This window comes from Erythrobacter longus (genome assembly GCF_000715015.1).
GTDB classification, from domain to species: Bacteria; Pseudomonadota; Alphaproteobacteria; order Sphingomonadales; family Sphingomonadaceae; genus Erythrobacter; species Erythrobacter longus.
Map to the genome: position 1 here is coordinate 164461 of NZ_JMIW01000004.1, position 23186 is coordinate 187646.

Consider the following 23186-nt stretch of genomic DNA (forward strand, 5'->3'; position numbering starts at 1 on the left):
ATCGCCAGTGCGAAAGCCGCCAAAAGCGTCGCGAGAAAAAGCAGCTCGAGCTTCTTCAAGCGTCGAGTTTATCCATCACTTCATCGCTGATTTCGTAATTGCCCCAGACGGTTTGCACATCGTCATCATCCTCAAGCGCATCGATCAGCTTCAAAAGCGTGCCTGCACCGTCTTCATCCATATCAACGGTCAGGTTAGGCTTCCACGCAAGCTTGACCTCTTTCGCCTCTCCAAGCGCCTTTTCAAGCGCATCGGCCACAGCGTGAAGGTCTTCGGCTACGGTCCAGATTTCATGGCCATCATCCGAAGATGTGATATCTTGTGCGCCCGCTTCCAGCGCTGCGCCAAGCACTTTATCCTCGTCACCAGCTTCGGCGCCATATTCAATGTAGCCAAGCCGTTCGAACCCGTGGGCAACAGACCCTTCGGTGCCCAGATTGCCGCCATTTTTGCTGAATGCGGTGCGGACCGCTGTCGCGGTGCGGTTGCGGTTGTCGGTCAGAGCCTCAACGATGATCGCACTGCCACCGGGGCCATAGCCTTCGTAGCGGACCTCTTCGTAATTTTCGCCGTCTGCCGCCGCTGCTTTGTCGATTGCGCGCTGAATATTGTCCTTGGGCATGGATTGCGTTTTGGCGGTGTTGATCGCAAGGCGCAGGCGCGGGTTCATATCGGGATCAGGCGTGCCCATCTTCGCAGCAACGGTGATTTCCCGGCTCAATTTAGAAAACAGGTTAGAGCGCTTCTTGTCCTGCGCACCCTTGCGGTGCATGATGTTCTTAAATTTGGAATGGCCTGCCATTTGAAAACTCTTTTTGCCAAAGATTTGGTCGGTTTGCGTTTTTTGCGCTGTTTTAAGCGTGAATAAGTGGGCATGCATTAGCCCCATGAGCGACATGACGACAACCCCCAACTCTGAGCCGATTTCGCCATCTGAAATCGAGGCTACCTTTGGCGGCGCTGAGCGCGATCTTGCGCTTTTTGCCCCGGCTTCTTCGATCATTGGTGAATGGAGGCGTTTCGGCGCATTTCTAAAGCGGCCCAGCCTTGACGTGGGGGTCCAGAATGAGGGCGCGCCTACAGTCCTTGCACGGATCTTTGCGCTGGATATGGCGGCCATGTTTGTCCTGATCGGGCTTGCCAGCGCTTTGATCGCAGCCGGCGTTTACATCCCGGAAACTGCGCTTGCGGGGATGGAATTCACGCCGGGAATTATCTTTGCTGTGGTGGTCGGCGCGCCGGTCATGGAAGAAATTGTCTTTCGCGGCTGGCTATCGGGCAAACCCGGTCCAATTGCGGCGTTGATGCTGATTGCAGCCGGAGCGAGCGGTGCACTCTTCCTCCACACATCGGCCCCTGCCGTCGGCGCATTGATCGGCCTTGCAGCCATAATCGCAGCGCTCGCCGCGCTCTTCATATTGCGAGCAAGACCCGCGATGGATTGGTTTGCGCGCGGTTTCCCGGTGTTCTTCTGGCTCGCCACGATAAGCTTCGCGCTGGTCCACCTCGCCAACTTTGATGAAGGCTCGCTTGCGATCCTGCTGCCGCTGGTGTTGCCGCAATTTATCCTAGGCGCGATGCTTGGCTATGTCCGGGTGCGCTTTGCATTATGGGCGGCAATCGCGCTCCACGCAGCGCATAACGCAACCGCGATCACCATTGCCGCCATTGCCGGGCAGTTGGGTTAGGAAGCCCCAATATCTGTTTTCCTACTTGCTAGGTTGCGTGCCAACGTGACCTTATGGATTACAAAAAAAGGCGCCGAATAAGGCAAAACTTGGTCGTCAAACAGAAGCATCGCTGCTGCTACTGCGTGCGAGTTTTCGGTCCAAAGGGCTCTCCATTGGAAGCGACCATCGAGCATTTGAGACCGCTTGCTGACGGCGGATCAAGCAGACTGAAGAACCTCGCCGCTGCTTGCCGCCATTGCAATCAGCACAGAGGCTGCCAGATGCAAGCTTCACGCTTGGCCAGAGCCTATATCTTAACTGCGGTTCCGCTGGCCGAGACCATCAGCATGGAACCAGTGTCGCCGACAACCTCGTAATCAAGGTCAATCGCTACAACCGCATTTGCGCCCTTGGACGCGGCTTCGGCTTGCAATTCGGCAATCGCCTCGTCGCGCGCTTGTTTTAGGATGCGTTCATAGCTGCCCGAACGCCCGCCCACGATGTCGCGGATATTGGCGAACAGATCACGAAACAGGTTTGCGCCAACGATCACTTCGCCAACGACAATGCCGCAATATTCCTGAATCGGGTGGCCTTCGACCGTTGGTGTAGTCGTAACAAGCACGCCGCGCGCGTCTTTCCATTGTCCTGCCATGAGAACTCTCCTCCTCGTTTGGGTGTATTAGCCAAATAGAGCAGCGACGCCCAAAATCAACGCCGCGAAAGATTTTCAGCGTTAAACATAGTTCTTCAGCAATCGGTAGAATCGGCAGTGTTATATGTGGCGACATGGACAAATATCTTCTTGGAGCAGCCCTCGCGGTTCCGCTCCTAATCGTCTCAGGCCAATCGGGCAGTGGTGCGGGTCCAGAATGCACCTACACCAAGCCCGGCCTTGTTTTTGCCAAAGCGTGTATTGATGACGGTTGCCGGGAAAAAGTGCGAAGCCTCTTGCCCGCGTGCAAGCGGCAAATGGCTGGAAAGCTCAGCAAAACAGTGCGCTATGAGGGCGGCACCAAGCAAGCGCCTTATCTTTCCCTTGCTGTGATGGACGACCTGGCCAGCTGCATGTCGCGCGCAAGCTTTGGTTCGTTCAGCACCAGTTCCCTCGACCTCAGCGACTTTTCGGAAGTCAGCAAGGATGTGCGCGGTGAAACGATGCACAAGGTAGGCGGGGGCGATACCGGCAGCGGACTTTATATGCTGCCAATCGTGGGAGAGACGACAATGCTGTATGGGCCAGCCTGATACGCTGGCCCCACAGGCCTAGCCCATGCCAAGCGCGGCTTTATACGTCTCAAGCACCATATCCTGCTCGGACCGCTCATCCGGCTTCATTTTGCGAAGCTTGATGATCTGGCGCATGATCTTGGTGTCATATCCCACCGCCTTTGCCTCAGCATAAACATCGCGAATGTCATCGGCGATGCCCTTCTTTTCTTCTTCAAGGCGTTCGATGCGTTCGATCAGAAGGCGCAGGCGGTCATCGGTGGCTTCGGCCATCGTCGGGGTTCTCCAAAGAATCGGTTTAAACAGTTGGCGAGGCCCTAACAGGAGACGCCGTTCCTTGCAGCTTTAGTGTTGTTCTTCTCCACCGGTCTACCCACAACTTGCACAAGGTTCGCGATATTGTAGGGTTGGCGCTGCGGGGAATGCAGCATGGAATCCAGCGGGGAATGCAGTGGGGAATGCAGTGGGGGCCAGCCAGTGATCAGACAAATCGAACTCAGCGATGAGGCGGTAAAGGCTGCATATGCCAAAGGGATGGGCGCATGATACCCGACCAGCTTGAAGCCGTGCCCTGTGAAGCTGGGGCAAGTGGCAGTGTCATCGTCTTTTGCGGCCATATGTTCAATTCAGGAAGCGAAGCGGAAACCTCGCTTGCGCAGCGTATCAGCAACCACCTTGATGAATTGGACGTAGCCGTTGGGTATGGCCCGCTGGCGTGCGGCGCGGACATTGTCATTGCCGAAGAGCTTTTAAAACGCGGGGCTGAGCTCAATGTCGTCCTGCCCTTTGCCGAAGAGGACTTCATCGACGAAAGCGTGACATCTGGCGGGCATGATTGGGCTGAACGGTATTACGCCTGCCGTAACGCTGCGAAGACAATCAGTTTTGCAACGCCGAGCGATTATGTCGGTGACGACAATCAATTCGCCTACAACACGCTTTACGCAATGGGTCTTGCTTTATTGCGTTCAGAAAAACGCCGAGAGCAAGGGATCGACTGCGAGGCCTATCAAATTGCGGTTGTTTCCGATGAGTTTGCGAGCTTTTCTTCGACCGGAAAGGCCGGAACCAAGGCCGATATGAAGCTGTGGCAGGGTTTGGGGCGCAAGACTGTCACGATCCCTGCTGGAAAAGTACCGCGCAATATGCGCTTTCCCAAACGGGGCAAAATTGGCGATGGGACCAAGCGCGAAATCCGCTCCATCATCTTTGCCGATTACAAGGGCTTCTCGAGGCTGGGAGAACGCGAGTTGCCTGAATTCATGCACACCATCATGGGGCGCATCGGACAGGTGTTGAGCGATTACGGCGACCATGTGGAGTTTCGCAACACGTGGGGCGACGCGGTCTATGCGATCGTCGATGCTCCCAAAAAAGCCGCAGCGGTTGCCCTCGCCTTGCAAGATGCACTGTCCGATATTCCGCGCGGGCTGGTCCCTTCTGGCGCGGTCGCAGGGATGCGGATCGGGGTGCATTATGGCCCGATCTGGGTGGGCACCGACCGGATTACAGGCAATCGTTTATGGTACGGAGGCGAGGTTAATCGCACCGCGCGGATCGAACCGGTGACGCCAGTGGGCGGGGTCTATTGCACCGAAAGCTTTGCCGCAGCGCTGCTGATGGACAATTGCCATGAGTGCAAATTCACCTCAGTTGGCCGCGTGCTTTTGCCCAAAAAATATGGCGAGGTGGAGCTCTACCATTTGGAGAGCGCCGGAGAGGTGGACAATTCCTGAGGCGGATCAGTCCCGCTTGTTAAGAGCGATACTGGCTTCCATCGCTGCCAATTGTTCATCGGTCGCCGGCTTTTGCCGCGTCGCTTTCCACTCATCCATCGGCATCCCGTGAATAAGCTCGCGCGCAGTCGCCTTGTCACCTTCAAAACCAGCATCGCGAATCCAGTCCGCCAGGCAATTGCGGCAAAATCCGGCAAGGCCCATCAGCTCAATATTCTGCGCATCGTGGCGATGTTGGAGATGGCTCACCAGACGCCTGAACGCAGAAGCAGCAACGGCATCGTCCAATTGGTCAAGATCGGAGGGAGTATTCGTATTCATGCGGGCTTTTCCTTGAGTTGCAATATGGCTGTGTCATAGCAAACGTATTACGTGATGGGCCAAAGGGATCAGTAGCGCCATGACAAAACGCGATAACACTCGGATCGACCCCAAAATCGACCCACGCATCAACCCACGCGGGCGCAAGGTCAAGATTTTGGCCACCATCGGCCCCGCCAGCCGCTCACCGGAAATGTTGCGCAAACTGTTCAAGGCGGGCGCGGATGCCTTCCGCGTCAATATGAGCCACGGCAATCATGATGACCACGCCAAAGCGATCAAAGCGATCCGCGATCTGGAAAAGGAATTTGCCCGCCCGATTGCGGTCCTGGCCGACCTTCAGGGGCCAAAACTGCGCGTTGGCGAGTTTAAGGAAGGCCGCGCGGTCATCCGCCACTCGGGCCATTTCACATTGGACCGCGACCCCACGCCGGGTGATGAAACCCGCGTGTGCCTCCCCCACCCTGAGCTTTTCGGGATTATGGAGCGCGGACAGCGCCTTCTCATCAACGATGGCAAAATCAAGCTGATCGTCAAAGAGGCGGACAAGGAGCGCATCTTTTGCACCGCAGAAGTCGGCGGCGTTATCTCAGACCGCAAAGGCGTGAACGTCCCGGATGCCGAGGTGCCCATCCCTGCACTCACCGATAAGGACCGCAAGGACCTGGCATTTGCCGTGCAACACGGTGCCGACTGGATCGCGCTCTCGTTTGTTCAGCGCCCCGAGGACTTGGCCGAGGCGCGCAAGCTAATCGCAGAGCACAAGGGCACCAATACCGCCCTTTGCGCGAAAATTGAAAAACCGATGGCGGTCAATCGCCTTTCCGACATCATCGATATGGCCGATGGCATTATGGTCGCGCGCGGCGATTTGGGGGTTGAGCTTGAACCTTACGAAGTGCCCCCTTTGCAAAAGAAAATCGTCAACGCAACGCGGCGTGCGGGTAAGCCCGTTATTGTGGCGACACAAATGCTCGAAAGCATGATCGAAAGCCCGATACCGACCAGAGCCGAAGTCTCGGACGTGGCCAATGCGGTTTATGACGGGGCGGATGCGGTGATGCTTTCTGCTGAAAGCGCGGCGGGCGAATGGCCCGAAGAATCGGTGGCGATGATGAATGCAATCGCGCTCCAGATCGAAAACGACGAGGGCTATAAGGAACGCGTCCGCCTGCTCGAAACTCGGCCCGATGCAACGACCTCTGATGCGCTTGCACACTCCTGCATGACCATCGCCGACACCGTGCCAATCAGCGCAATCACCGTCTTCACCTCGTCCGGCTCCACCGCGCGCCGCGTTTCGCGAGAGCGGCCCGATACGCCCGTACTCGTCCTTACCCCAAGCGTCAGGACCGCGCGGCGCGTCGCCCTGTTATGGGGCGCGCATGCTGTGGTGACGAAGGACATCGGCAGCTTTGAAGAGATGATCGCCAAAGGCAAACGCATGGCCCTTCGCCATGGCTTTGGCGTGGCAGGATCGAAGCAGATTGTCCTGGCAGGCGTACCGTTTGGAACGCCGGGTTCGACCAATGTGCTCCATGTGGTGACGCTGTCGGGCAAAGAACTGGACGCGCGCGGGGAGTAACGCGCTGTGAGGTTCTTGTTGCTCGGGCTTGGGCTGGTAGTCCTGATGACGCTCTTGGCGCTGTTTTGGCAACAGGACGAACGGTTTCTGGATAGCTACGCCGGGGTCGAAACTGGCATGACACTAAGGCAAGCCGACAAGATCCTTGATGCGAACGACTGGACGCGCCTGGCAGAGAGAAACCCCGGACGGATGAGGCTTTTGTGCGGCTCTGGTCGGGCCGTGGTGTTCGTCGCGCGCGCAGAGATTGGCGCCGAGCTTGTTCTTCACACGGACGAGGACTGCACTGTATCTAAGATCGTGAAGCGCAGGCGGGGACTGGGATCGTAACCGGCCAGACCAGACCACTCCAATTCCCGCAGAGCATTAGCTCTCGGCGTCTTCGCTTACCGCTTCTTCAGCAGCTTCTGCGGCCTCGTCGACGGCTTCGTCGAGCGTTTTCACAGCCTCGGCTTCTGCTGCTTCATCGGCATCGCCCCATGGTTGGGTTGCGCGGCCTATTGGCGCCAAAGGAGCCTCGCCAGCGGTAATTTCGCTCGCTGGGATCGCCAGTTCGATATCACGCTCGGTCGTCGCCATCATCTCGCGTCCTTGCGGGATCGTACCGCTGCGACCGGTGATGAAAAGGCCAGCGATCGGAACAGCAACCACACCAGCGACCGTTGCAACAGTGTTGCCTTCGCCTTCCTGGCGATAGGTGCCTTCAAGGTCGATGCGGCGGCCATTGACCGTCACATACTCAAGCTCGACGTCCATCTTGCCGGATTTGCCAAACATGCCTTTGTTGGTGAGCCAGGTGATACGTCCAGTCGCACGCGCACCCGCTGGAATGACAACATAGTCGCCAACCAGCACATCATGAACCACGCTCAAGGCGAAGGTATCGCCTTCGGACCAGGTCTTGCCCTTAGTTGTGATTTCCTGATTGGTTTTGAGCAGCACTTCGGTGTTGGCTGGCAGTTTCGCATTGCCGGTCGCTCTTGCCTTCACTTGAAGCGGAGCAGGCGCGGGAGGTGCTGCGACCTCAACCGGCATCGCCTCGTCTTGAATGGTTTGCTCAACCGTGTCCTGCTGCGTGGGCGCGGACGCCATGGCAAACGCCAGCGAAGAAAAAATCAAAGTATTCATATTGCGATCCCGTCCCCTGTGTGTTCGAACTTTTGGTCGAACTTGAAATTCTCATATAATGTCAGTTGGTTTTGTCCAACTCGCACTTGGCAAAACTCGACAGTTTTGTCTCTTGCGGTGAACTACTTAGCCGCCTTCTCCAGCCGTACCTTTGCTTCGGCCTCGCCGATAAGCGGCAATAGCTCGCCCATGTCGGGGCCGTGGTTCATACCCGTCAGCGCCTGGCGCAGGGGCAGGAACAATGGCTTGCCCTTGCGGCCAGTTGCCTCCTTCAAGGCGGATGTCAGCGCGCCCCATGGGTCATCACCCCAGGTCAGCGTCTCAGCCGCCTGCGCAAGGTAGGCTTTGTCCTCATCCGAGAACTCGCAGCTCTCAATTGGGCCAGTGACAAGGCGCCACCATTCGGTGACCTCGCCAACGGTTGAAATGTTGGGCTGCACCGCGTGCCAACCTGCTTCGTCCATGCCTTCTGGCAGTCGGTCTTTCACCGCATCATAAGGCATGGCGTGCACGATGGCGGTGTTGATCCGCTCAAGATCAGCGTCGTCAAACTTCGCAGGCGCGCGCCCAAAAGTGCCAAGGTCGAATGTCTCAAGCAGTGTCGCGCGGTCCGCAATCGGCTCTACCGGAAGCGACGTGCCAAGACGCGCAAGCAGGGCGATGATCGCGGTCGGCTCGATATCTTTCTCACGGAACGCATCGCAGCCAAGCGAGCCCAGCCGTTTGGACAGCTTGCCCTCTTTACCCACCAAAAGCGCTTCATGCGCAAATTTGGGCGGGGTCGCACCCATGGCCGTGAACATCTGGATTTGGACGGCGGTGTTGGACACGTGGTCCTCTCCGCGAAGGACCTGTGTGACCCCCATATCAACATCGTCGATGGTCGATGGGAGCATATAGAGCCACGAGCCATCAGCCCGGCGGATTACCGGGTCAGACAACAGTTTTGCATCAAACTTGGTGTTGCCGCGCACGCCGTCAACCCATTCTATTGCCTCGTCGTGGTCCAGCTTAAAGCGCCAGTGCGGCTGGATGCCTTCTGCTTCCTTTGCCGCGCGTTGTTCGTCGGTCATTGCCAGCGCGCCCCGGTCGTAAATCGGCGGCAGACCGCGCCCAAGCTGAACCTTGCGCTTCAGCTCCAGCTCTTGGCTCGTCTCATAAGCGGGATAAATCCGGCCAGCATCGCGCAAGCTTTGAAACGCTGATTCGTAGGCATCAAGGCGCGTCGATTGGCGTTCTTCTCTGGTCCAGTTGAGGCTCAGCCATTTGAGGTCCGCGCGGATGGCATCGACATATTCCTCTTTGCTGCGCTCAGCATCGGTGTCGTCGATGCGCAGGATGAATTCCCCGCCTTCCTCTTGGGCAAGCATCCAGTTGTGGAGCGCAGTGCGGATATTGCCGACGTGGAGCCGGCCCGTGGGCGAAGGGGCGAAACGCGTTGTAACCATGGAGCCCCCGGTAAAGCCCCACGCGCACTCCTGCAAGCAGGTTCAACAGGCAGTAAGTTCCGCCTCAACCAAAGCCAGGATCCCGTCCCATAAACGCTCCATCCGATCAGGGCGGATAAAGCCTTCGCCCAAGCGCTCAAAAGCTGATCGGTCGCGCTCGCATGCGCTTTCAATCATAGCGGCGATGGTCACCTCATCATGGGTCATCTGGCAACAACAGAACCGCGAGACATGAATGTACTCGGGCCAGACAATTGACACGGTCTGACCAAGGGCAAGCGCCTTTGCCGCCACCTGAAAGCTGCTGAGCCGAGAGGCGAGCTCCGGCACTGGATCACGCGACGCTTTGTGATGGATCGCGATCAGGCGAAGTGAATAGAGAAACCGGGCCGCGATTGGGTTGACGGCCTCGATCAGGCGAGGCTCGGTCAGGTCTGCAATGGTGGCCTTGGTCTCGATGCGGCGCGAGGTATGGCTCTGGTTCTTAGGGGTCATGGTGCTCCTTCGCGAGTCGATGCGACTGTTGAGAGACACCATGACCTAATTGCAAATGCTTCGCAAGAGCGAAAAAGGGGACTCGTGCCGTCGCATCCCCTATTGTTTCGGTGCAATGTCGAATGTGTGCTCGATATAGAGGAACACCTCGGTTTCGCTCGATTGCTGGAAATACAGATCGCCGTGAAGGCCGGTGATCGAGACGCCGTAATCATTGCCAAACAGCTTTGCATAGGCGTTGGCTTCCTTGGCGATTTCACCAACGACAGCCCGGCGATATTGTTCAGGATCATCAATCGCGAGGCCGGTTGTGCCCACGTCGATAAAGGACCGGCCCGTCGCAGGGATCGCCTTAACGAATTCATTGATCCGCTCAGATGTCGCGCGCACCGATGGATCGTCGCCGCGCAAAGGGATGCGGGCATAAATCTGTACCCGGTTGGTGTCTGGCCGGTTGCCCCCTGCAAGGGGAAGCTGACGCATGTTCGCCATGGTCACAGGCTCCAGACCATACTGGCCTGCAACTATATCAATTCCCTCAGCCTCAGCGCGCTTCAGCGTTTCGCCCAGCATTGTGAAGAGCTCTTCGCGGCGCTCTTCGAAATTGCGCGAATCTGAGCTCACGAACAGCGGTGTCACGAAATAATCGGCGCGCCGTGTTACCCCGATTGCGGAGGGGCCGCTGCCATTTCGGCTTGGTGCGAGATAGGCGTTGAGCGAAGAACGGTCTTGCCGCGCGCCGGTCACTACGACGGTGTCTTGCGCGGTCAATGGCACAGCCGGCGCGGCAATAGCGGTCGCACAAGCCAATAGAATCAAACGTTTCATAAAGTCCCTCCTCCAACAAATAAGCAGGCACGCTATGCCCGCAAACCAGACCACAATCTGAACGGGCACAAAAAAGGCCCCGCCGGATCGCTCCTGCGGGGCCTCTTATTTGCTTATTTGCGTTTATTGGCTTGGCTTATTCGCCAGCGTCCCCTGCGTCCGTTTCCGGGGCTGGGGTCGGCGCTGCCGCAGCCATCGCTGCCTTCATCGCGTCTTCCGAAGACACTGGATCAGCAGCAGGCTCTTCCTCTTTGACACCAGCAGCGGCAAGCTTGTCTTGCTGCTTTTTCCAAGCCGCTTTCAACGCCGCGTCACGGCTCGAGGCGGTCACACGCATGCGGTTCATGCCAGCGCCGGTCCCTGCAGGGATCAAGCGGCCAACGATCACGTTTTCCTTAAGGCCTATCAGCGTGTCTTTCTTACCTTCAACCGAAGCCTGGGTAAGGACGCGGGTCGTCTCCTGGAACGATGCGGCGGAGATAAAGCTGCGGGTCTGCAGACTTGCCTTGGTGATACCAAGCAGGATCGGCGTGCCCTGGGCAGGCTTCTTGCTCTTGGTCAGTTTGGCATTCACTTCGAGCATTTCAGCGTAGTCGACCTGCTCACCCGGCAGAAGCGTTGTGTCGCCGCCATCGGTGATCTCAACCTTTTGCAGCATTTGGCGAACGATCACCTCGATGTGCTTGTCGTTGATCTTCACGCCTTGGAGTCGGTACACTTCCTGAATCTCGTTCACGAGATACTCGCTCAATGCCTCAACACCCATGACTTCAAGGATGTCGTGCGGGTTCGGCGCGCCGGAAATCAGGGTATCACCCTTCTTCACAAAGTCGCCTTCCTGCACGTCGATCACCTTGGTCTTGGGGATCAGGTACTCAACTGGATCACCTTCCTCTGGAATGATCGCGATCTTACGCTTCGCCTTGTATTCGCGAACGAATTCGATCTTACCAGAGATCTTGGCGATAACCGACATGTCCTTTGGCAGACGCGCCTCGAACAGTTCAGCCACACGTGGCAGACCACCGGTGATATCGCGGGTTTTCGCAGCCTCACGCGATGCACGCGCAAGAATGTCACCAGCTTCAACCGTTTGACCGTCTTCGACCGAGAGGGTCGTGCCCGGTGCCAGCATATAGCGCTGTGCATCGGTCTCGTCCTCCACCGTCTGACCTTCGCCCTGAAGGATCATACGTGGACGCAGCTCTTCCTTCTTCTTGCGGCCAGTGGCGCGGTTTTCGGTGACCACGCGCTGCGCGATACCGGTTGCATCATCGGTCTGCTCTTCGAGCGTCGTACCCTCGACCAGATCCTGATACTTAACCACACCCGACTGTTCGGTGATGATCGGCAGAGTGAACGGGTCCCACTCAGCAAGGCGGTCGCCTTCTTTGACCTTCGCGCCGTGTTTGAACTTGATGACCGTACCATAAGGCACTTTGTGCATCTCACGCTCACGGCCCTCGGCATCGATAACCGCGATTTCACCGTTACGAGCGAGCGACAGGATGTTGCCCTTCTTATCGGTGATCGTCGGCATATCGCGAAGTTCGACCTTACCGTCCGAAATCGCTTCAAGGTGCGAAGTTTCGTTGAGCTGCGCTGCACCACCAATGTGGAAAGTACGCATGGTCAGCTGTGTGCCCGGCTCACCGATGGACTGCGCAGCGATAACGCCGACAGCTTCACCGATGTTCACAGGCGTACCGCGTGCAAGGTCACGGCCATAACAGGTTCCGCAAACGCCCTGCTCGCTTTCGCAAAGCAGCGGCGAACGGATGCGAGCGGACTGAACTTCAGCCGCCTCGATATCCTTCACCATCGGCTCATCGACCATGGTGCCAGCCTTGACGATCACTTCGCCAGTTGCAGCGTTGACGATATCTTCGGCAACGGTACGGCCAAGGATACGCTCACCGAGCGATGCGATGACCGAACCACCTTGAACGATGGCACGCATTTCAAGCGCGTTTTCGGTCTTACAGTCTTTCTCAACGATGGTGCAGTCTTGCGATACGTCGACCAGACGGCGGGTCAGGTAACCCGAGTTTGCCGTCTTAAGCGCAGTATCAGCCAGACCCTTACGGGCGCCGTGGGTTGAGTTGAAGTACTCAAGAACCGAAAGACCTTCTTTAAAGTTCGAGATGATCGGGTTCTCGATGATCTCGCCCGAAGGCTTGGCCATAAGACCGCGCATACCGGCAAGCTGCTTCATCTGCGCTGGCGAACCACGCGCACCAGAGTGGCTCATCATGTAGATCGAGTTGATGTCAGCCTCGCGGCCATCTTTGTCGATAGGCTGCGCCTTAATTTCGGCCATCATCGCATCAGCAACCAGATCGCCGCACTTGGACCAAGCGTCGATGACCTTGTTGTATTTCTCTTGCTGCGTGATGAGACCGTCCTGATACTGCTGTTCATAGTCAGCAACCAGCGACTTGGTTTCTTCGACCATGCCTTCCTTGGCGTCTGGAATGATCATGTCATCCTTGCCGAAGCTGATGCCCGCCTTAAATGCGTGGCGGAAGCCCAGCACCATGATGGCATCAGCGAACAGGACCGTATCCTTCTGACCAGTGTGACGATACACTTCGTCGATCACGTCACCGATGTCCTTCTTGGTAAGAAGGCGGTTGATGATGTCGTAAGGAACCTTGTGGTTCTTTGGCAGACATTCACCGATCAACATACGGCCAGGCGTCGTTTCAAAGCGCGTCATGACGATGTTGCCATCTTCATCCGCCTGCGGAACGCGTGCCAGAATCTTGGAGTGCAAAGACACAGCCTTTGTCTCAAGCGCATGGTGCACTTCGGCCATATCGGCAAAACGCGGCAGCTTTTCGACTTTGGTGCCATCTTCATTCTCAAGGTATTCAGGGGTCTTTTCCTGACGCTCCATCGAGAGATAGTAGATACCCAGCACCATATCCTGTGACGGAACGATGATCGGCTTGCCGTTGGCAGGCGAAAGGATGTTGTTCGTTGACATCATCAAAACGCGCGCTTCGAGCTGCGCTTCGAGGCTGAGCGGTACGTGGACAGCCATTTGGTCGCCGTCAAAGTCAGCGTTAAAGGCCGAACACACCAGCGGGTGAAGCTGGATCGCTTTACCTTCAATCAGCACGGGCTCGAACGCCTGAATGCCAAGACGGTGAAGCGTCGGCGCACGGTTCAGAAGAACGGGGTGCTCACGGATCACTTCGTCAAGGATGTCCCAGACTTCCTTGCGCTCTTTCTCGACCCACTTCTTGGCTTGCTTGAGGGTCATGGAAAGACCCTTTGCATCAAGGCGTGCGTAGATGAACGGCTTGAACAGCTCGAGAGCCATCTTCTTAGGAAGACCACATTGGTGCAGTTTAAGCTCAGGACCAGTCACAATGACCGAACGGCCTGAATAGTCGACGCGCTTACCAAGAAGGTTCTGACGGAAGCGGCCCTGCTTACCTTTCAGCATGTCGGACAGCGACTTCAGAGGACGCTTGTTCGCGCCTGTAATGACACGGCCGCGGCGGCCGTTGTCGAACAGCGCGTCAACCGCTTCTTGAAGCATACGCTTCTCGTTACGAACGATGATGTCCGGTGCGCGAAGCTCAATCAGGCGCTTCAGACGGTTGTTCCGGTTGATCACACGGCGATAGAGATCGTTGAGGTCAGACGTTGCAAAACGGCCACCATCCAGCGGCACCAGCGGGCGCAGCTCTGGCGGGATCACAGGGATCACTTCAAGGATCATCCACTCAGGACGGTTGCCTGATTCAATGAAGCTCTCAACCACCTTAAGGCGTTTGATGATCTTCTTGGGCTTGAGCGTCGACTTGGTGGTCGCGAGTTCCTCAAGCAGGTCTTCGCGCTCTTGCTCGAGGTCCAGCTCCATCAGCATGACCTTGACCGCTTCTGCGCCGATGTCGGCGGAGAAGGCGTCTTCGCCATATTCGTCCTGCGCTTCGAGCAGTTCGTCTTCGGTGAGCAGCTGGAATTTCTCGAGCGGGGTCAGACCCGGCTCAACCACAACATAGCTTTCGAAGTAGAGAATACGCTCAAGCTGCTTCAGCTGAATGTCGAGCAGCAAGCCGATGCGTGATGGCAGCGATTTGAGATACCAGATGTGCGCCACAGGAGCCGCAAGCTCGATGTGGCCCATACGCTCGCGGCGGACCTTGGTAACGGTGACTTCAACGCCGCATTTCTCACAAACGACGCCTTTGTACTTCATGCGCTTGTACTTGCCGCAAAGGCATTCGTAGTCTTTTACCGGACCAAAGATACGCGCACAGAAAAGGCCGTCGCGCTCAGGCTTGAACGTACGATAGTTGATCGTTTCCGGCTTCTTGATTTCGCCAAAAGACCACGAACGGATGCGCTCTGGCGAGGCGATGCCGATCTGGATTTGGTCAAAGGTTTCCGGCTTGGCCAGCTGGTTGGTGAATTTTGTCAGTTCATTCATGACTGTGTTCCCTTGTGGGATGAAAACTTTTGGACGGAAGGTGGGAGGGGCCGGATGGCCCGCTCCCTCTATTCCGCTGCAATCGCGCCGAAATCGTCGTCGTCTTCTTCGCCGTCTCCCAGCGAAGTGAGTTCGACATTCATACCCAGCGAGCGCATTTCCTTGACGAGAACGTTGAAGCTCTCCGGAATGCCGGCCTCGAAGGTGTCGTCGCCTTTGACGATCGCCTCGTAGACTTTCGTCCGTCCGACAACATCGTCCGACTTGACGGTGAGCATTTCCTGCAAGGTGTAAGCAGCGCCGTATGCTTGCAGTGCCCAGACCTCCATCTCACCAAAGCGCTGACCACCAAACTGCGCCTTACCACCCAGCGGCTGCTGCGTGACGAGCGAGTACGGACCGATGGACCGTGCGTGGATCTTGTCGTCGACCAGGTGGTGCAGTTTGAGCATGTAGATAATGCCCACGGTCACCTTACGGTCAAACGCTTCACCGGTGCGGCCATCATAGAGCGTCGATTGGCCCGAGCTATCGACACCGGCCTTGACCAGATAATCGGTCACGTCGGGCTCGCGCGCACCATCAAAGACCGGCGTACCCATGGGAACACCAGCAGAGAGGTTGGTCGCCAGCTCAACGATGTTTGCGGTCGAACGGCTTTCAAGATCCTCGAAATACTGCTCGCCGTAAACGTCTTTCAGACGATCCACGACAGCCTCTGGTGGTTTCACATCGGCGTAGTCTTCGGCTGCATTCGGATTGGCCGCTTTCCACTCTTCGAGTCTTTGGGCGATATCCATGCCAAGGCCGCGTGCTGCAAAACCAAGGTGCGTTTCGAAGATTTGACCGACGTTCATACGCGAAGGCACGCCCAGCGGGTTGAGCACAAGGTCAACCGGCGTACCATCTTCGAGGAACGGCATGTCTTCGGCAGGAAGGATGCGCGAAATCACACCCTTGTTACCGTGACGACCGGCCATCTTGTCGCCCGGCTGAAGCTTGCGCTTCACCGCGACGAAGACCTTGACCATTTTGAGAACGCCAGGTGCCAGCTCGTCGCCGCGCTCCAGCTTCTCTTTACGGTCGTCGAACTTGGCATCGATCAGGCCAACCGCTTCGTCATATTGCGACTTGATCGCCTCAATCTGGGTTTGGCGCGCATCGTCGGCAACCGCGAACTGGAACCATTCGTGGCGTTCAATGTCGGCCAGAACCTGCTCGGTGATTTCCTGACCCTTCTTGACGCCTTTCGGCGCGGCAGAAGCGGTCTGACCCAGCAGCATGTCTTTGAGACGGTTGTACGTCGCACGGTTCAAGATTGCGCGTTCGTCGGCGGCATCCTTGCGAAGACGTTCAATCTCTTCGTTCTGGATCGCACGGGTACGGTCGTCAATTTCGATACCGTGACGGTTGAAGACGCGAACCTCAACAACGGTCCCGGCAACACCTGGCGGCAGACGCAGCGAGGTGTCACGCACGTCAGATGCTTTCTCGCCAAAGATCGCACGAAGGAGTTTTTCCTCCGGCGTCATCGGGCTTTCACCCTTTGGCGTGATCTTGCCTACGAGAATGTCACCGGGGTGCACTTCTGCGCCGATGTAAACAATGCCTGCCTCATCCAAGTTGCGCAGAGCTTCTTCGCCCACGTTTGGAATATCGCGGGTGATGTCCTCCGGGCCAAGCTTGGTGTCACGGGCCATCACTTCGAATTCATCAATGTGGATCGAGGTGAAGACGTCGTCTTTCACGATACGCTCAGAAATGAGGATCGAGTCTTCATAATTGTAGCCATTCCAAGGCATAAAGGCGACGAGGCTGTTCTTGCCCAGCGCCAGTTCGCCCAGATCCGTCGATGGACCGTCAGCGATGATATCGCCCGGCTCAATCGTCTCACCCACTTTCACCAGCGGACGCTGGTTGATGCAGGTATTCTGGTTGGAGCGTTGGAATTTCTGCAGCGTGTAGATGTCGACGCCCGATTGACCGGGTTCAACATCGCCGATTGCCCGGATCACGATACGTGTCGCATCGACCTGGTCAACGATCCCGCCGCGCCTCGCAGCAATCGCCGCGCCTGAATCGCGCGCAACGGTTTCTTCCATGCCGGTGCCGACCCACGGGGCTTCCGCTTTCACAAGCGGCACAGCCTGACGCTGCATGTTTGAACCCATCAATGCGCGGTTCGCGTCATCGTTTTCCAGGAATGGAATAAGCGAGGCCGCAACCGAGACGAGCTGTTTCGGCGAGACGTCCATCAAAGTGATCTGGTCGCTTGGCGCCATCAGGTTGTCACCCGATTGGCGAGCAGAAATCAGCTCTTCAACAAAAGTGCCGTCATCGTTTAGTTCGGCCGAGGCCTGTGCCACGGTGTGCTTTTGCTCTTCCATCGCGGAAAGATAGATCACATCGCCGCTGACTTTATTGTCTTTGACCTGACGATAGGGCGTTTCGATAAAGCCGTATTTGTTGACCCGGCTGAAGGATGCCAGCGAGTTGATCAGACCGATGTTCGGGCCTTCCGGCGTTTCAATCGGGCAGATACGGCCATAGTGGGTTGGGTGAACGTCGCGGACTTCAAAGCCGGCACGCTCACGCGTCAAGCCGCCCGGCCCAAGCGCCGACACGCGGCGTTTGTGGGTGACTTCGGACAGCGGGTTGGTCTGGTCCATAAACTGCGACAATTGCGATGAACCAAAGAACTCACGCACTGCTGCCACAGCAGGCTTTGCGTTGATGAGGTCGTTTGGCATCACAGTCGACACATCGACCGAAGACATACGCTCTTTGACCGCACGCTCCATCCGAAGCAGGCCAACGCGGTACTGGTTTTCAAGAAGCTCACCAACCGAGCGAACACGCCGGTTGCCGAGGTTGTCGATGTCGTCAACTTCGCCCTTGCCGTCTTTCAGATCGACAAGCTCTTTTACAACGGCAAGGATGTCTTCCTTGCGCAGCGTCGTGACGGTGTCTTCAGCATCAAGCTCAAGACGCATATTCAGCTTCACACGGCCAACCGCGGAAAGGTCATAACGCTCACCATCGAAGAACAGGCCTTCGAACAGAGCTTCTGCGGTTTCCTTGGTGGGTGGTTCGCCCGGACGCATGACCTTGTAGATCGCTTCCAGACCCTCATCACGGTTTTCAGCCTTGTCGACTTTCAACGTGTTGCGGATCCATGGGCCGGTGTTGATTTCATCGATGTCAAGCAGCTCAAGCGTGTCAAAGCCAGCTTCGTCAAGCGCCTCAATGTGCTCAAGCGTGACTTCGTCGCCTGCCTCGATATAGATTGAGCCGGTTTGCTCGTTGATCATATCGTACGCGGCATATCGGCCAACGGCTTCCTCTGTGGGAAGCAGCAAATGGGTCAAACCATCTTTCTGTGCCTTATTGGCTGCGCGTGGGGAAATTTTCTGCCCTGCTGCAAAAACCTCTTCGCCAGTCTTTGCATCGATCAGCGGGAAGGTCGGCTTCGCGCCGCGCCATGCCTCTGGCGTGTAAGGGATTTTCCAGCCGTCTTTGTCCCGCGCCCACTTCATCGTGTCATAGAAGTGGTGAAGGATGCCTTCACTATCGAGGCCAAGCGCATAAAGCAGCGCAGTCACCGGAAGCTTACGCTTACGGTCGATACGCACGTTGACGATGTCCTTGGCGTCAAACTCAAAGTCGAGCCATGAACCACGGTATGGAATAACGCGCGCTGCAAACAGGAGCTTGCCCGATGAGTGTGTCTTACCACGGTCGTGATCGAACAGTACGCCCGGCGAGCGGTGCATTTGCGACACGATCACGCGCTCTGTACCGTTGACGATAAAGGTGCCGTTATCAGTCATGAGCGGCATATCGCCCATGTAAACGTCCTGCTCTTTAATATCGAGAACGGAGCGGGTTTCGGTTTCCTGATCGACTTCGAACACGATCAAGCGAAGCGTTACCTTCATCGGCGCTGCGTAAGTGATCCCGCGCTGACGACACTCGGTGGTGTCGTACTTGGGCTCTTCGAGTTCGTAGTGAACAAAGTCGAGCTCTGCGGTGCCTGCAAAATCGCGGATCGGGAAGACGCTGCGAAGGGTCTTTTCGAGACCCGAAACATAGCCCGTTTCCTTGTTCGAGCGCAGGAAGAACTCATAGCTCTCCCGCTGAACTTCGATCAGGTTGGGCATTTCGACGACTTCGTGAATATCGCCAAAAATCTTACGGATGCGCCGCTTTGCGGTACCCTTTGCCTCGCGGCTGCGGGTTGCTTTCGCTTTGGTTGCCATGGAGGAATTGTGCCTCTTTGCTTGAGCGCGCCACCGGAAAATACCGAGGCGCAAATTGGGTTCAGTCGTCACGCGAGACTGTCATGCCATATGAGACGCAAATAAGCCGCACCCCAACATGAACCCTTCACCGGGTCCAAAATGGATGCAGCTTGATCACTCGCGAATATGGCAAAGCACCGATTTCTATTCTTGGCCCAATTCGTCGCGCATGAATCAGTCCGGCTCGAAAGCGGTGTGTGAGGGCGTATTTAGGCACAATGTTGGATTTGTAAAGGGGGCAATCGCAGCCCCACACCCAGCGATATTATCGTTTTTCAATATTATTGATTTACAATAAACTTCGAATCAGTCAGATGTTCCTTATTGATTTTCAATATGCACTTTAATGGAGAACGATATGAAACCGCAGCTTACAAACACATTTGCCGCAATCGCAGCCGCGATCCTTGCCTTCACCTCCATTGGGACAATCGTAACCGTTCCGCCTGCTCATGCGAGCGGTGCAATCGCGATGGCAGAGCTTGCATGAGTTGGGATGAAAGGAACTCGGTTATGAACGACAAACCCAATGACATCTTGCTTCTGGCAGGCAAATTGCTCACGATCATCATGCAGTTCGCGTGTGTAATCGGTGCCGCTGTGATCGCTGGATTGGCGCTGCTCGCAATATTCGATCCAGGTTGGATCACTTCAACGGGTTATGAGTCGAGTCTTGGTAACGCCGAGCCAATCATCGGATTGCCAATATTTTTTCTCCTGATCGCCATTTTTCTCGGGTCCGGCTTCCTATTCTTCCGGAAGCTCAAAGAGATTATCGATACCGTCGGCGAAGGCAATCCCTTTGATCTGGAGAATGCCAGTCGCCTCAATACCATGGCTTGGCTACTCTTAGTGATGCAGTTCCTCGTCATGCCAGCGACTTTGCTTGGCACGTTCCTGGCCCCTTGGATTAATGCGCGGGAGGATATGTCAATGACCATTGAAATGGGGCCAGACGTGGAAGGTATCCTCATGGTTATCATTCTCTTCATCCTTGCCCGTGTGTTCAAACACGGCGCTGCGATGCGTGAAGATCTGGAAGGCACGGTCTAATGCCAGCCGATGACGAAGGAGCCGTAATCATGGTCAAGCTAGATGACATACTACACGACCGGCGCATGACGCTGACCGAACTGGCCGAGCGGGTGGGCCTCACCCTTGCCAATCTCTCGATCCTGAAAACCGGCAAGGCCAAAGCCATCCGTTTTACGACGCTCGCCGCAATATGCCGGGAACTGAATTGCCAACCCGGCGACCTTTTGGAGTACCAGGACAAGTAGGCATCAATCGCCCAATCGCTTTACGCAAATTGCTTGACTCTCGGGGTGCGCATAGTAATGGCGCGCCTCGACCTCTTTACCGGAGGTCATCCGTCCGAGACAGTTGGTGAGAGGAATTTGCCTCTCTTAATTTCCAGCCTAGACGGGGAAAAGAGATTTCGCAGCTTAGCTGCAAGCGAGCCTTAGGGCTCACCCTCCTTCCCCATTGATGGACTTGATCTGTGTCGATGAACGGCATGGATTGATTTGAGCCGGTCGCGCGGGCCTTAAGCCCTCGCGGCCATAGTGAAGGAGCAAATGCATGGATCGTTCGCAAAAAGCCGATGCGGTTGCGCAGCTCTCGCAAGTCTTCAAAGAGGTCGGCGTGGTGGTTGTCACCCGCAACCTCGGCCTGACGGTGGACCAGTCCACCGATCTTCGGGGCAAGATGCGCGAAGTTGGTGCAACTTATAAGGTTGCGAAGAACCGTCTTGCAAAGCTCGCCCTGAAAGACACCGATTACGTTGGCCTTGAGGAATACCTCACCGGTCCAACCGCGCTTGCATGGTCGCAAGACCCTGTGGCGGCAGCCAAGGCTGCTGTTGAGTTCGCAAAGTCGAACGACAAGCTGGAAATCGTCGGTGGCTCGATGGGCAGTCAGGTGCTCGACGAAGCCGGGATCAAGGCGCTTGCCTCGATGCCAAGCCTCGACGAGCTGCGTGGCACGATTGTTGGCCTTGTCAACGCACCTGCGACGAAGATCGCCCAGGTTGCAACGGCACCAGCCAACAAGCTGGCCCGTGTCATTGGCGCATATGCCGCCAAAGACGCCGCTTAAGACGTATCTCGCAAATAACGAAACATCATGGGGCGTTTTGAAAAGCCCCGCACATTATTGGAGTTAACATCATGGCCGATATCGCCAAGCTTGTTGAAGAACTTTCGAAACTGACCGTCCTTGAAGCGGCTGAACTTGCAACCGCACTCGAAGAAGAGTGGGGCGTTTCTGCTGCTGCTGCTGTTGCAGTTGCTGCACCTGCTGCTGGCGGCGGCGAAGCTGCTGCTGAAGAAAAAGACGAATTCGACGTCATTCTCACCGGCGACGGTGGCAAGAAAATCCAGGTCATCAAAGAAGTCCGCGCCATCACCGGCCTGGGCCTCACCGAAGCCAAGGGTCTTGTCGAGAGCGCACCGAAGCCGCTTAAAGAAGGCGTCAACAAGGCAGAAGCCGAAGAAATCAAAGGCAAGATCGAAGCAGCCGGCGGTACCGTCGAACTCAAGTAAATCTTGGACAAAGTTTTGTGAGTGTCTTGAAGCGCTCGCAATCAGGGGGCGGTGTCAGCAATGGCGCCGCCCTTTTTGTGTCTGGATGCAAGTTGAAAGCAACTGATCGTGCGGATCAAAAAAGCAAGAGTTAACGCGGGATTTGCTCGATCGCTGTCAGTTCAGAGCCCAAGGTCGGGACCGAAATCTGATCGACCTGCACCTTTTTCGCATCGGGCGCGTCCTGGTAATCGATCCCGAACTCCACCTCGTCATAAGCAGGGTTATAACTCACTGGAATGCCAGCGGCTTGCAGCTGCGCCAAGGTCACGAAGCTATCGATTGCCGCCCCTTGCGTAATGCTTGCAAATTCCGTCTTGCTGAATTGTTCGCGCATCATATTGGCAACCGAGCGAAGGCGGATTGCAATCGTGCCGTCGCGCTGTTGGAAATCGACGCTGCCGGTAAGAACGCCGTTTACCCGCGCATCAAGCCTGGTCTTGGGGACCAGCATGGCCTGCGCGGCTGCTGCCCCGCTTACCTCAACAGGCGGCGCCCCTACAGGGATGGCGCGGCGTACTTCATCGACGCCTACTGGCAGCGACGTAGGGCTGCGTTCAGGCGCGACCGGGAGCGATCCTCGCACCGCGGCGGAGGCATCAATTGCCCCCGCAAAAGCGGCCTCAACCGAACGAGAGGCAATCGCATCGGTGCGCGCAGATGATGAATTAAGGGCAAGAGATTGACCCGACCTCCCTACATTTTCAGGCCCTACATTTTTAGGCCCTACATTTTCAGGCCCTACATTTTCAGGAGTTGCACGAACCACAGCGTTCAGACCCGTGATCTGCTCTATCGCGACAGTGCGGGTCGCAATGGCAGAGCTTCGAGCCCGCGTAACCGGCGAGGGTCCATCCGGCCGACCCGGCGGCACAAGTGCGGTAAGGGTCGAAGGCATTGCAACGCTTGCGAAGGCAAGGTCGAATTCTTGCGATCCGGAGCTAAGGACAGCCACCGGCAATTCGCGGTCAAAATTGCTGAGCTGCGGGGAACTGCCGAATGTCAGAGAGGTATCTTGCTCATCAAGAGGTTCGGCATAAAGCAGGGCAGTTATCGGGCGACGAGGCGCAAAAGCCTTGGCCGGTCGCGCCGTCCCGCCCGGTGCAAATCGATCTGGTGCAAATCGATCAGGCGCAAATTTGTCGGTGCCCCCTTCGGCTTCAGGCGTGACCGTCCCAATTCCAAAAGAGGATTCTCCGATCGCGCCGACCATCGCGTCGAGTGAAAGGTTAGGCACAGCGACCGCGACCGCCACGGCTGCTGAGCCAAATGCGAGCCGGATTTTGTTAAGCGACTTGTTAGCCGGAGGACCATACAGGCTGGCTGCGATTGCCGCCTTCTCTGGTGCGGTCAAAGGGTCAGGCATAAAGCGGGCATGGGGTAGCCAATCGCTTTGCGCGACCTGCATGCCAGCCCCT

Annotated in this window: 22 protein-coding genes; 11 read left to right on the forward strand and 11 right to left on the reverse strand. The window is 56.5% G+C overall.

The features are described from left to right. Positions 1 to 55: 55 nt before the first annotated feature. A complete protein-coding gene (locus EH31_RS10805) occupies positions 56 to 802 on the reverse strand; it encodes a YebC/PmpR family DNA-binding transcriptional regulator (RefSeq protein ID WP_034960481.1) in 747 nt (248 codons plus the stop codon). A 94-nt stretch (positions 803 to 896) separates the two neighbouring features. Between EH31_RS10805 and EH31_RS10810 the strand changes: the two genes are divergently transcribed. Then, the gene (locus EH31_RS10810; protein WP_206742026.1) at positions 897 to 1688 is read left to right on the forward strand and encodes a CPBP family glutamic-type intramembrane protease; all 792 of its coding nucleotides are present in this window, start codon (positions 897 to 899) and stop codon (positions 1686 to 1688) included. A 53-nt stretch (positions 1689 to 1741) separates the two neighbouring features. Continuing rightward, entirely contained in the window at positions 1742 to 2047 is a 306-nt protein-coding gene (locus EH31_RS18155; protein ID WP_081853365.1) for an HNH endonuclease, read from the forward strand. Here the strand turns inward: EH31_RS18155 and EH31_RS10820 are convergent. After that, positions 1978 to 2325, reverse strand: a complete 348-nt coding sequence (locus tag EH31_RS10820) for a heavy metal-binding domain-containing protein (protein ID WP_199797025.1) — start codon at positions 2323 to 2325, stop codon at positions 1978 to 1980. The genes EH31_RS18155 and EH31_RS10820 overlap by 70 nt on opposite strands. A gap of 134 nt (positions 2326 to 2459) precedes the next feature. Between EH31_RS10820 and EH31_RS10825 the strand changes: the two genes are divergently transcribed. Next, positions 2460 to 2918: a hypothetical protein gene (locus EH31_RS10825; protein ID WP_034960363.1), complete on the forward strand. Its 459-nt coding sequence runs from the start codon at positions 2460 to 2462 to the stop codon at positions 2916 to 2918. A gap of 18 nt (positions 2919 to 2936) precedes the next feature. Here the strand turns inward: EH31_RS10825 and EH31_RS10830 are convergent, their stop codons facing one another. Next, complete coding sequence (locus EH31_RS10830; RefSeq protein WP_034960364.1) at positions 2937 to 3173, reverse strand: DUF2312 domain-containing protein; 237 nt, start codon at positions 3171 to 3173, stop codon at positions 2937 to 2939. A 269-nt stretch (positions 3174 to 3442) separates the two neighbouring features. Here EH31_RS10830 and EH31_RS16960 point away from each other — a divergent pair, with 269 nt between their 5' ends. Beyond that, positions 3443 to 4636, forward strand: coding sequence for an adenylate/guanylate cyclase domain-containing protein (locus tag EH31_RS16960; protein ID WP_051699182.1), 1194 nt, complete (start codon positions 3443 to 3445; stop codon positions 4634 to 4636). A 6-nt stretch (positions 4637 to 4642) separates the two neighbouring features. On the opposite strand, the gene EH31_RS10840 is transcribed toward EH31_RS16960, so the two are convergent. Further along, a complete protein-coding gene (locus tag EH31_RS10840) occupies positions 4643 to 4957 on the reverse strand; it encodes a DUF1244 domain-containing protein (RefSeq protein ID WP_034960366.1) in 315 nt (104 codons plus the stop codon). A gap of 79 nt (positions 4958 to 5036) precedes the next feature. Between EH31_RS10840 and pyk the strand changes: the two genes are divergently transcribed. Beyond that, complete coding sequence (gene pyk / locus EH31_RS10845) at positions 5037 to 6542, forward strand: pyruvate kinase (RefSeq protein WP_034960367.1); 1506 nt, start codon at positions 5037 to 5039, stop codon at positions 6540 to 6542. Positions 6543 to 6548: 6 nt separating this feature from the next. Further along, entirely contained in the window at positions 6549 to 6872 is a 324-nt protein-coding gene (locus EH31_RS10850; RefSeq protein WP_034960368.1) for a hypothetical protein, read from the forward strand. Between the two features lie 36 nt (positions 6873 to 6908). Here EH31_RS10850 and EH31_RS10855 read toward each other — a convergent pair whose 3' ends face one another. From EH31_RS10855 to rpoB, 6 genes are all read right to left on the reverse strand, one after another. Further along, a complete protein-coding gene (locus tag EH31_RS10855) occupies positions 6909 to 7670 on the reverse strand; it encodes a hypothetical protein (RefSeq protein WP_051699183.1) in 762 nt (253 codons plus the stop codon). Positions 7671 to 7792: 122 nt separating this feature from the next. After that, positions 7793 to 9118 carry a glutamate--tRNA ligase gene (gene gltX, locus EH31_RS10860; RefSeq protein WP_034960369.1) on the reverse strand — a complete coding sequence of 442 codons (1326 nt, stop codon included), beginning with the start codon at positions 9116 to 9118 and terminating at the stop codon, positions 7793 to 7795. 42 nt (positions 9119 to 9160) lie between these two features. Further along, positions 9161 to 9613, reverse strand: coding sequence for a hypothetical protein (locus tag EH31_RS10865; protein ID WP_051699202.1), 453 nt, complete (start codon positions 9611 to 9613; stop codon positions 9161 to 9163). A gap of 99 nt (positions 9614 to 9712) precedes the next feature. Beyond that, positions 9713 to 10441: a hypothetical protein gene (locus EH31_RS10870; RefSeq protein WP_034960370.1), complete on the reverse strand. Its 729-nt coding sequence runs from the start codon at positions 10439 to 10441 to the stop codon at positions 9713 to 9715. Between the two features lie 136 nt (positions 10442 to 10577). Continuing rightward, on the reverse strand, positions 10578 to 14885 hold the full coding sequence (gene rpoC / locus EH31_RS10875) for a DNA-directed RNA polymerase subunit beta' (protein WP_034960371.1): 4308 nt from the start codon (positions 14883 to 14885) through the stop codon (positions 10578 to 10580). A gap of 68 nt (positions 14886 to 14953) precedes the next feature. After that, entirely contained in the window at positions 14954 to 19144 is a 4191-nt protein-coding gene (rpoB, locus tag EH31_RS10880) for a DNA-directed RNA polymerase subunit beta (protein ID WP_034960372.1), read from the reverse strand. 400 nt (positions 19145 to 19544) lie between these two features. On the opposite strand from rpoB, the gene EH31_RS18075 reads away from it, so the two are divergent. The 5 genes from EH31_RS18075 (at position 19545) to rplL (ending at position 21729) form a co-directional block, all read left to right on the forward strand. Next, entirely contained in the window at positions 19545 to 19676 is a 132-nt protein-coding gene (locus EH31_RS18075; RefSeq protein WP_277813515.1) for a hypothetical protein, read from the forward strand. A 23-nt stretch (positions 19677 to 19699) separates the two neighbouring features. Next, positions 19700 to 20239 (forward strand): DUF2975 domain-containing protein, encoded by a 540-nt coding sequence (locus EH31_RS10885; RefSeq protein ID WP_034960373.1) that lies wholly within the window; start codon positions 19700 to 19702, stop codon positions 20237 to 20239. Next, positions 20239 to 20466 (forward strand): helix-turn-helix domain-containing protein, encoded by a 228-nt coding sequence (locus EH31_RS10890; RefSeq protein WP_034960375.1) that lies wholly within the window; start codon positions 20239 to 20241, stop codon positions 20464 to 20466. Before EH31_RS10885 ends, EH31_RS10890 begins: the two co-directional genes overlap by 1 nt. Positions 20467 to 20767: 301 nt before the next feature. After that, positions 20768 to 21283: a 50S ribosomal protein L10 gene (rplJ, locus tag EH31_RS10895; protein ID WP_034960377.1), complete on the forward strand. Its 516-nt coding sequence runs from the start codon at positions 20768 to 20770 to the stop codon at positions 21281 to 21283. 71 nt (positions 21284 to 21354) lie between these two features. Next, entirely contained in the window at positions 21355 to 21729 is a 375-nt protein-coding gene (gene rplL / locus EH31_RS10900; protein ID WP_034960378.1) for a 50S ribosomal protein L7/L12, read from the forward strand. A gap of 130 nt (positions 21730 to 21859) precedes the next feature. On the opposite strand, the gene EH31_RS10905 is transcribed toward rplL, so the two are convergent. Continuing rightward, on the reverse strand, positions 21860 to 23176 hold the full coding sequence (locus EH31_RS10905; RefSeq protein WP_034960379.1) for a hypothetical protein: 1317 nt from the start codon (positions 23174 to 23176) through the stop codon (positions 21860 to 21862). Positions 23177 to 23186 lie beyond the last annotated feature (10 nt).

What these genes read in the sequence shown, in the direction of transcription:
- EH31_RS10825 (WP_034960363.1), top strand. Translation starts at nt 2,460, where the DNA reads ATGGACAAATATCTTCTTGGAGCAGCCCTCGCGGTTCCGCTCCTAATC.
- rpoB (WP_034960372.1), bottom strand. Translation starts at nt 19,144, where the DNA reads ATGGCAACCAAAGCGAAAGCAACCCGCAGCCGCGAGGCAAAGGGTACC.
- EH31_RS10810 (WP_206742026.1), top strand. Translation starts at nt 897, where the DNA reads ATGACGACAACCCCCAACTCTGAGCCGATTTCGCCATCTGAAATCGAG.
- EH31_RS16960 (WP_051699182.1), top strand. Translation starts at nt 3,443, where the DNA reads ATGATACCCGACCAGCTTGAAGCCGTGCCCTGTGAAGCTGGGGCAAGT.
- EH31_RS10830 (WP_034960364.1), bottom strand. Translation starts at nt 3,173, where the DNA reads ATGGCCGAAGCCACCGATGACCGCCTGCGCCTTCTGATCGAACGCATC.
- EH31_RS10855 (WP_051699183.1), bottom strand. Translation starts at nt 7,670, where the DNA reads ATGAATACTTTGATTTTTTCTTCGCTGGCGTTTGCCATGGCGTCCGCG.
- EH31_RS10885 (WP_034960373.1), top strand. Translation starts at nt 19,700, where the DNA reads ATGAACGACAAACCCAATGACATCTTGCTTCTGGCAGGCAAATTGCTC.
- EH31_RS10905 (WP_034960379.1), bottom strand. Translation starts at nt 23,176, where the DNA reads ATGCAGGTCGCGCAAAGCGATTGGCTACCCCATGCCCGCTTTATGCCT.
- EH31_RS10805 (WP_034960481.1), bottom strand. Translation starts at nt 802, where the DNA reads ATGGCAGGCCATTCCAAATTTAAGAACATCATGCACCGCAAGGGTGCG.
- EH31_RS10870 (WP_034960370.1), bottom strand. Translation starts at nt 10,441, where the DNA reads ATGAAACGTTTGATTCTATTGGCTTGTGCGACCGCTATTGCCGCGCCG.
- rplL (WP_034960378.1), top strand. Translation starts at nt 21,355, where the DNA reads ATGGCCGATATCGCCAAGCTTGTTGAAGAACTTTCGAAACTGACCGTC.
- EH31_RS10820 (WP_199797025.1), bottom strand. Translation starts at nt 2,325, where the DNA reads ATGGCAGGACAATGGAAAGACGCGCGCGGCGTGCTTGTTACGACTACA.
- EH31_RS18155 (WP_081853365.1), top strand. Translation starts at nt 1,742, where the DNA reads ATGGATTACAAAAAAAGGCGCCGAATAAGGCAAAACTTGGTCGTCAAA.
- rplJ (WP_034960377.1), top strand. Translation starts at nt 20,768, where the DNA reads ATGGATCGTTCGCAAAAAGCCGATGCGGTTGCGCAGCTCTCGCAAGTC.
- EH31_RS10890 (WP_034960375.1), top strand. Translation starts at nt 20,239, where the DNA reads ATGCCAGCCGATGACGAAGGAGCCGTAATCATGGTCAAGCTAGATGAC.
- rpoC (WP_034960371.1), bottom strand. Translation starts at nt 14,885, where the DNA reads ATGAATGAACTGACAAAATTCACCAACCAGCTGGCCAAGCCGGAAACC.
- gltX (WP_034960369.1), bottom strand. Translation starts at nt 9,118, where the DNA reads ATGGTTACAACGCGTTTCGCCCCTTCGCCCACGGGCCGGCTCCACGTC.
- EH31_RS10865 (WP_051699202.1), bottom strand. Translation starts at nt 9,613, where the DNA reads ATGACCCCTAAGAACCAGAGCCATACCTCGCGCCGCATCGAGACCAAG.
- EH31_RS10840 (WP_034960366.1), bottom strand. Translation starts at nt 4,957, where the DNA reads ATGAATACGAATACTCCCTCCGATCTTGACCAATTGGACGATGCCGTT.
- pyk (WP_034960367.1), top strand. Translation starts at nt 5,037, where the DNA reads ATGACAAAACGCGATAACACTCGGATCGACCCCAAAATCGACCCACGC.
- EH31_RS18075 (WP_277813515.1), top strand. Translation starts at nt 19,545, where the DNA reads ATGAAACCGCAGCTTACAAACACATTTGCCGCAATCGCAGCCGCGATC.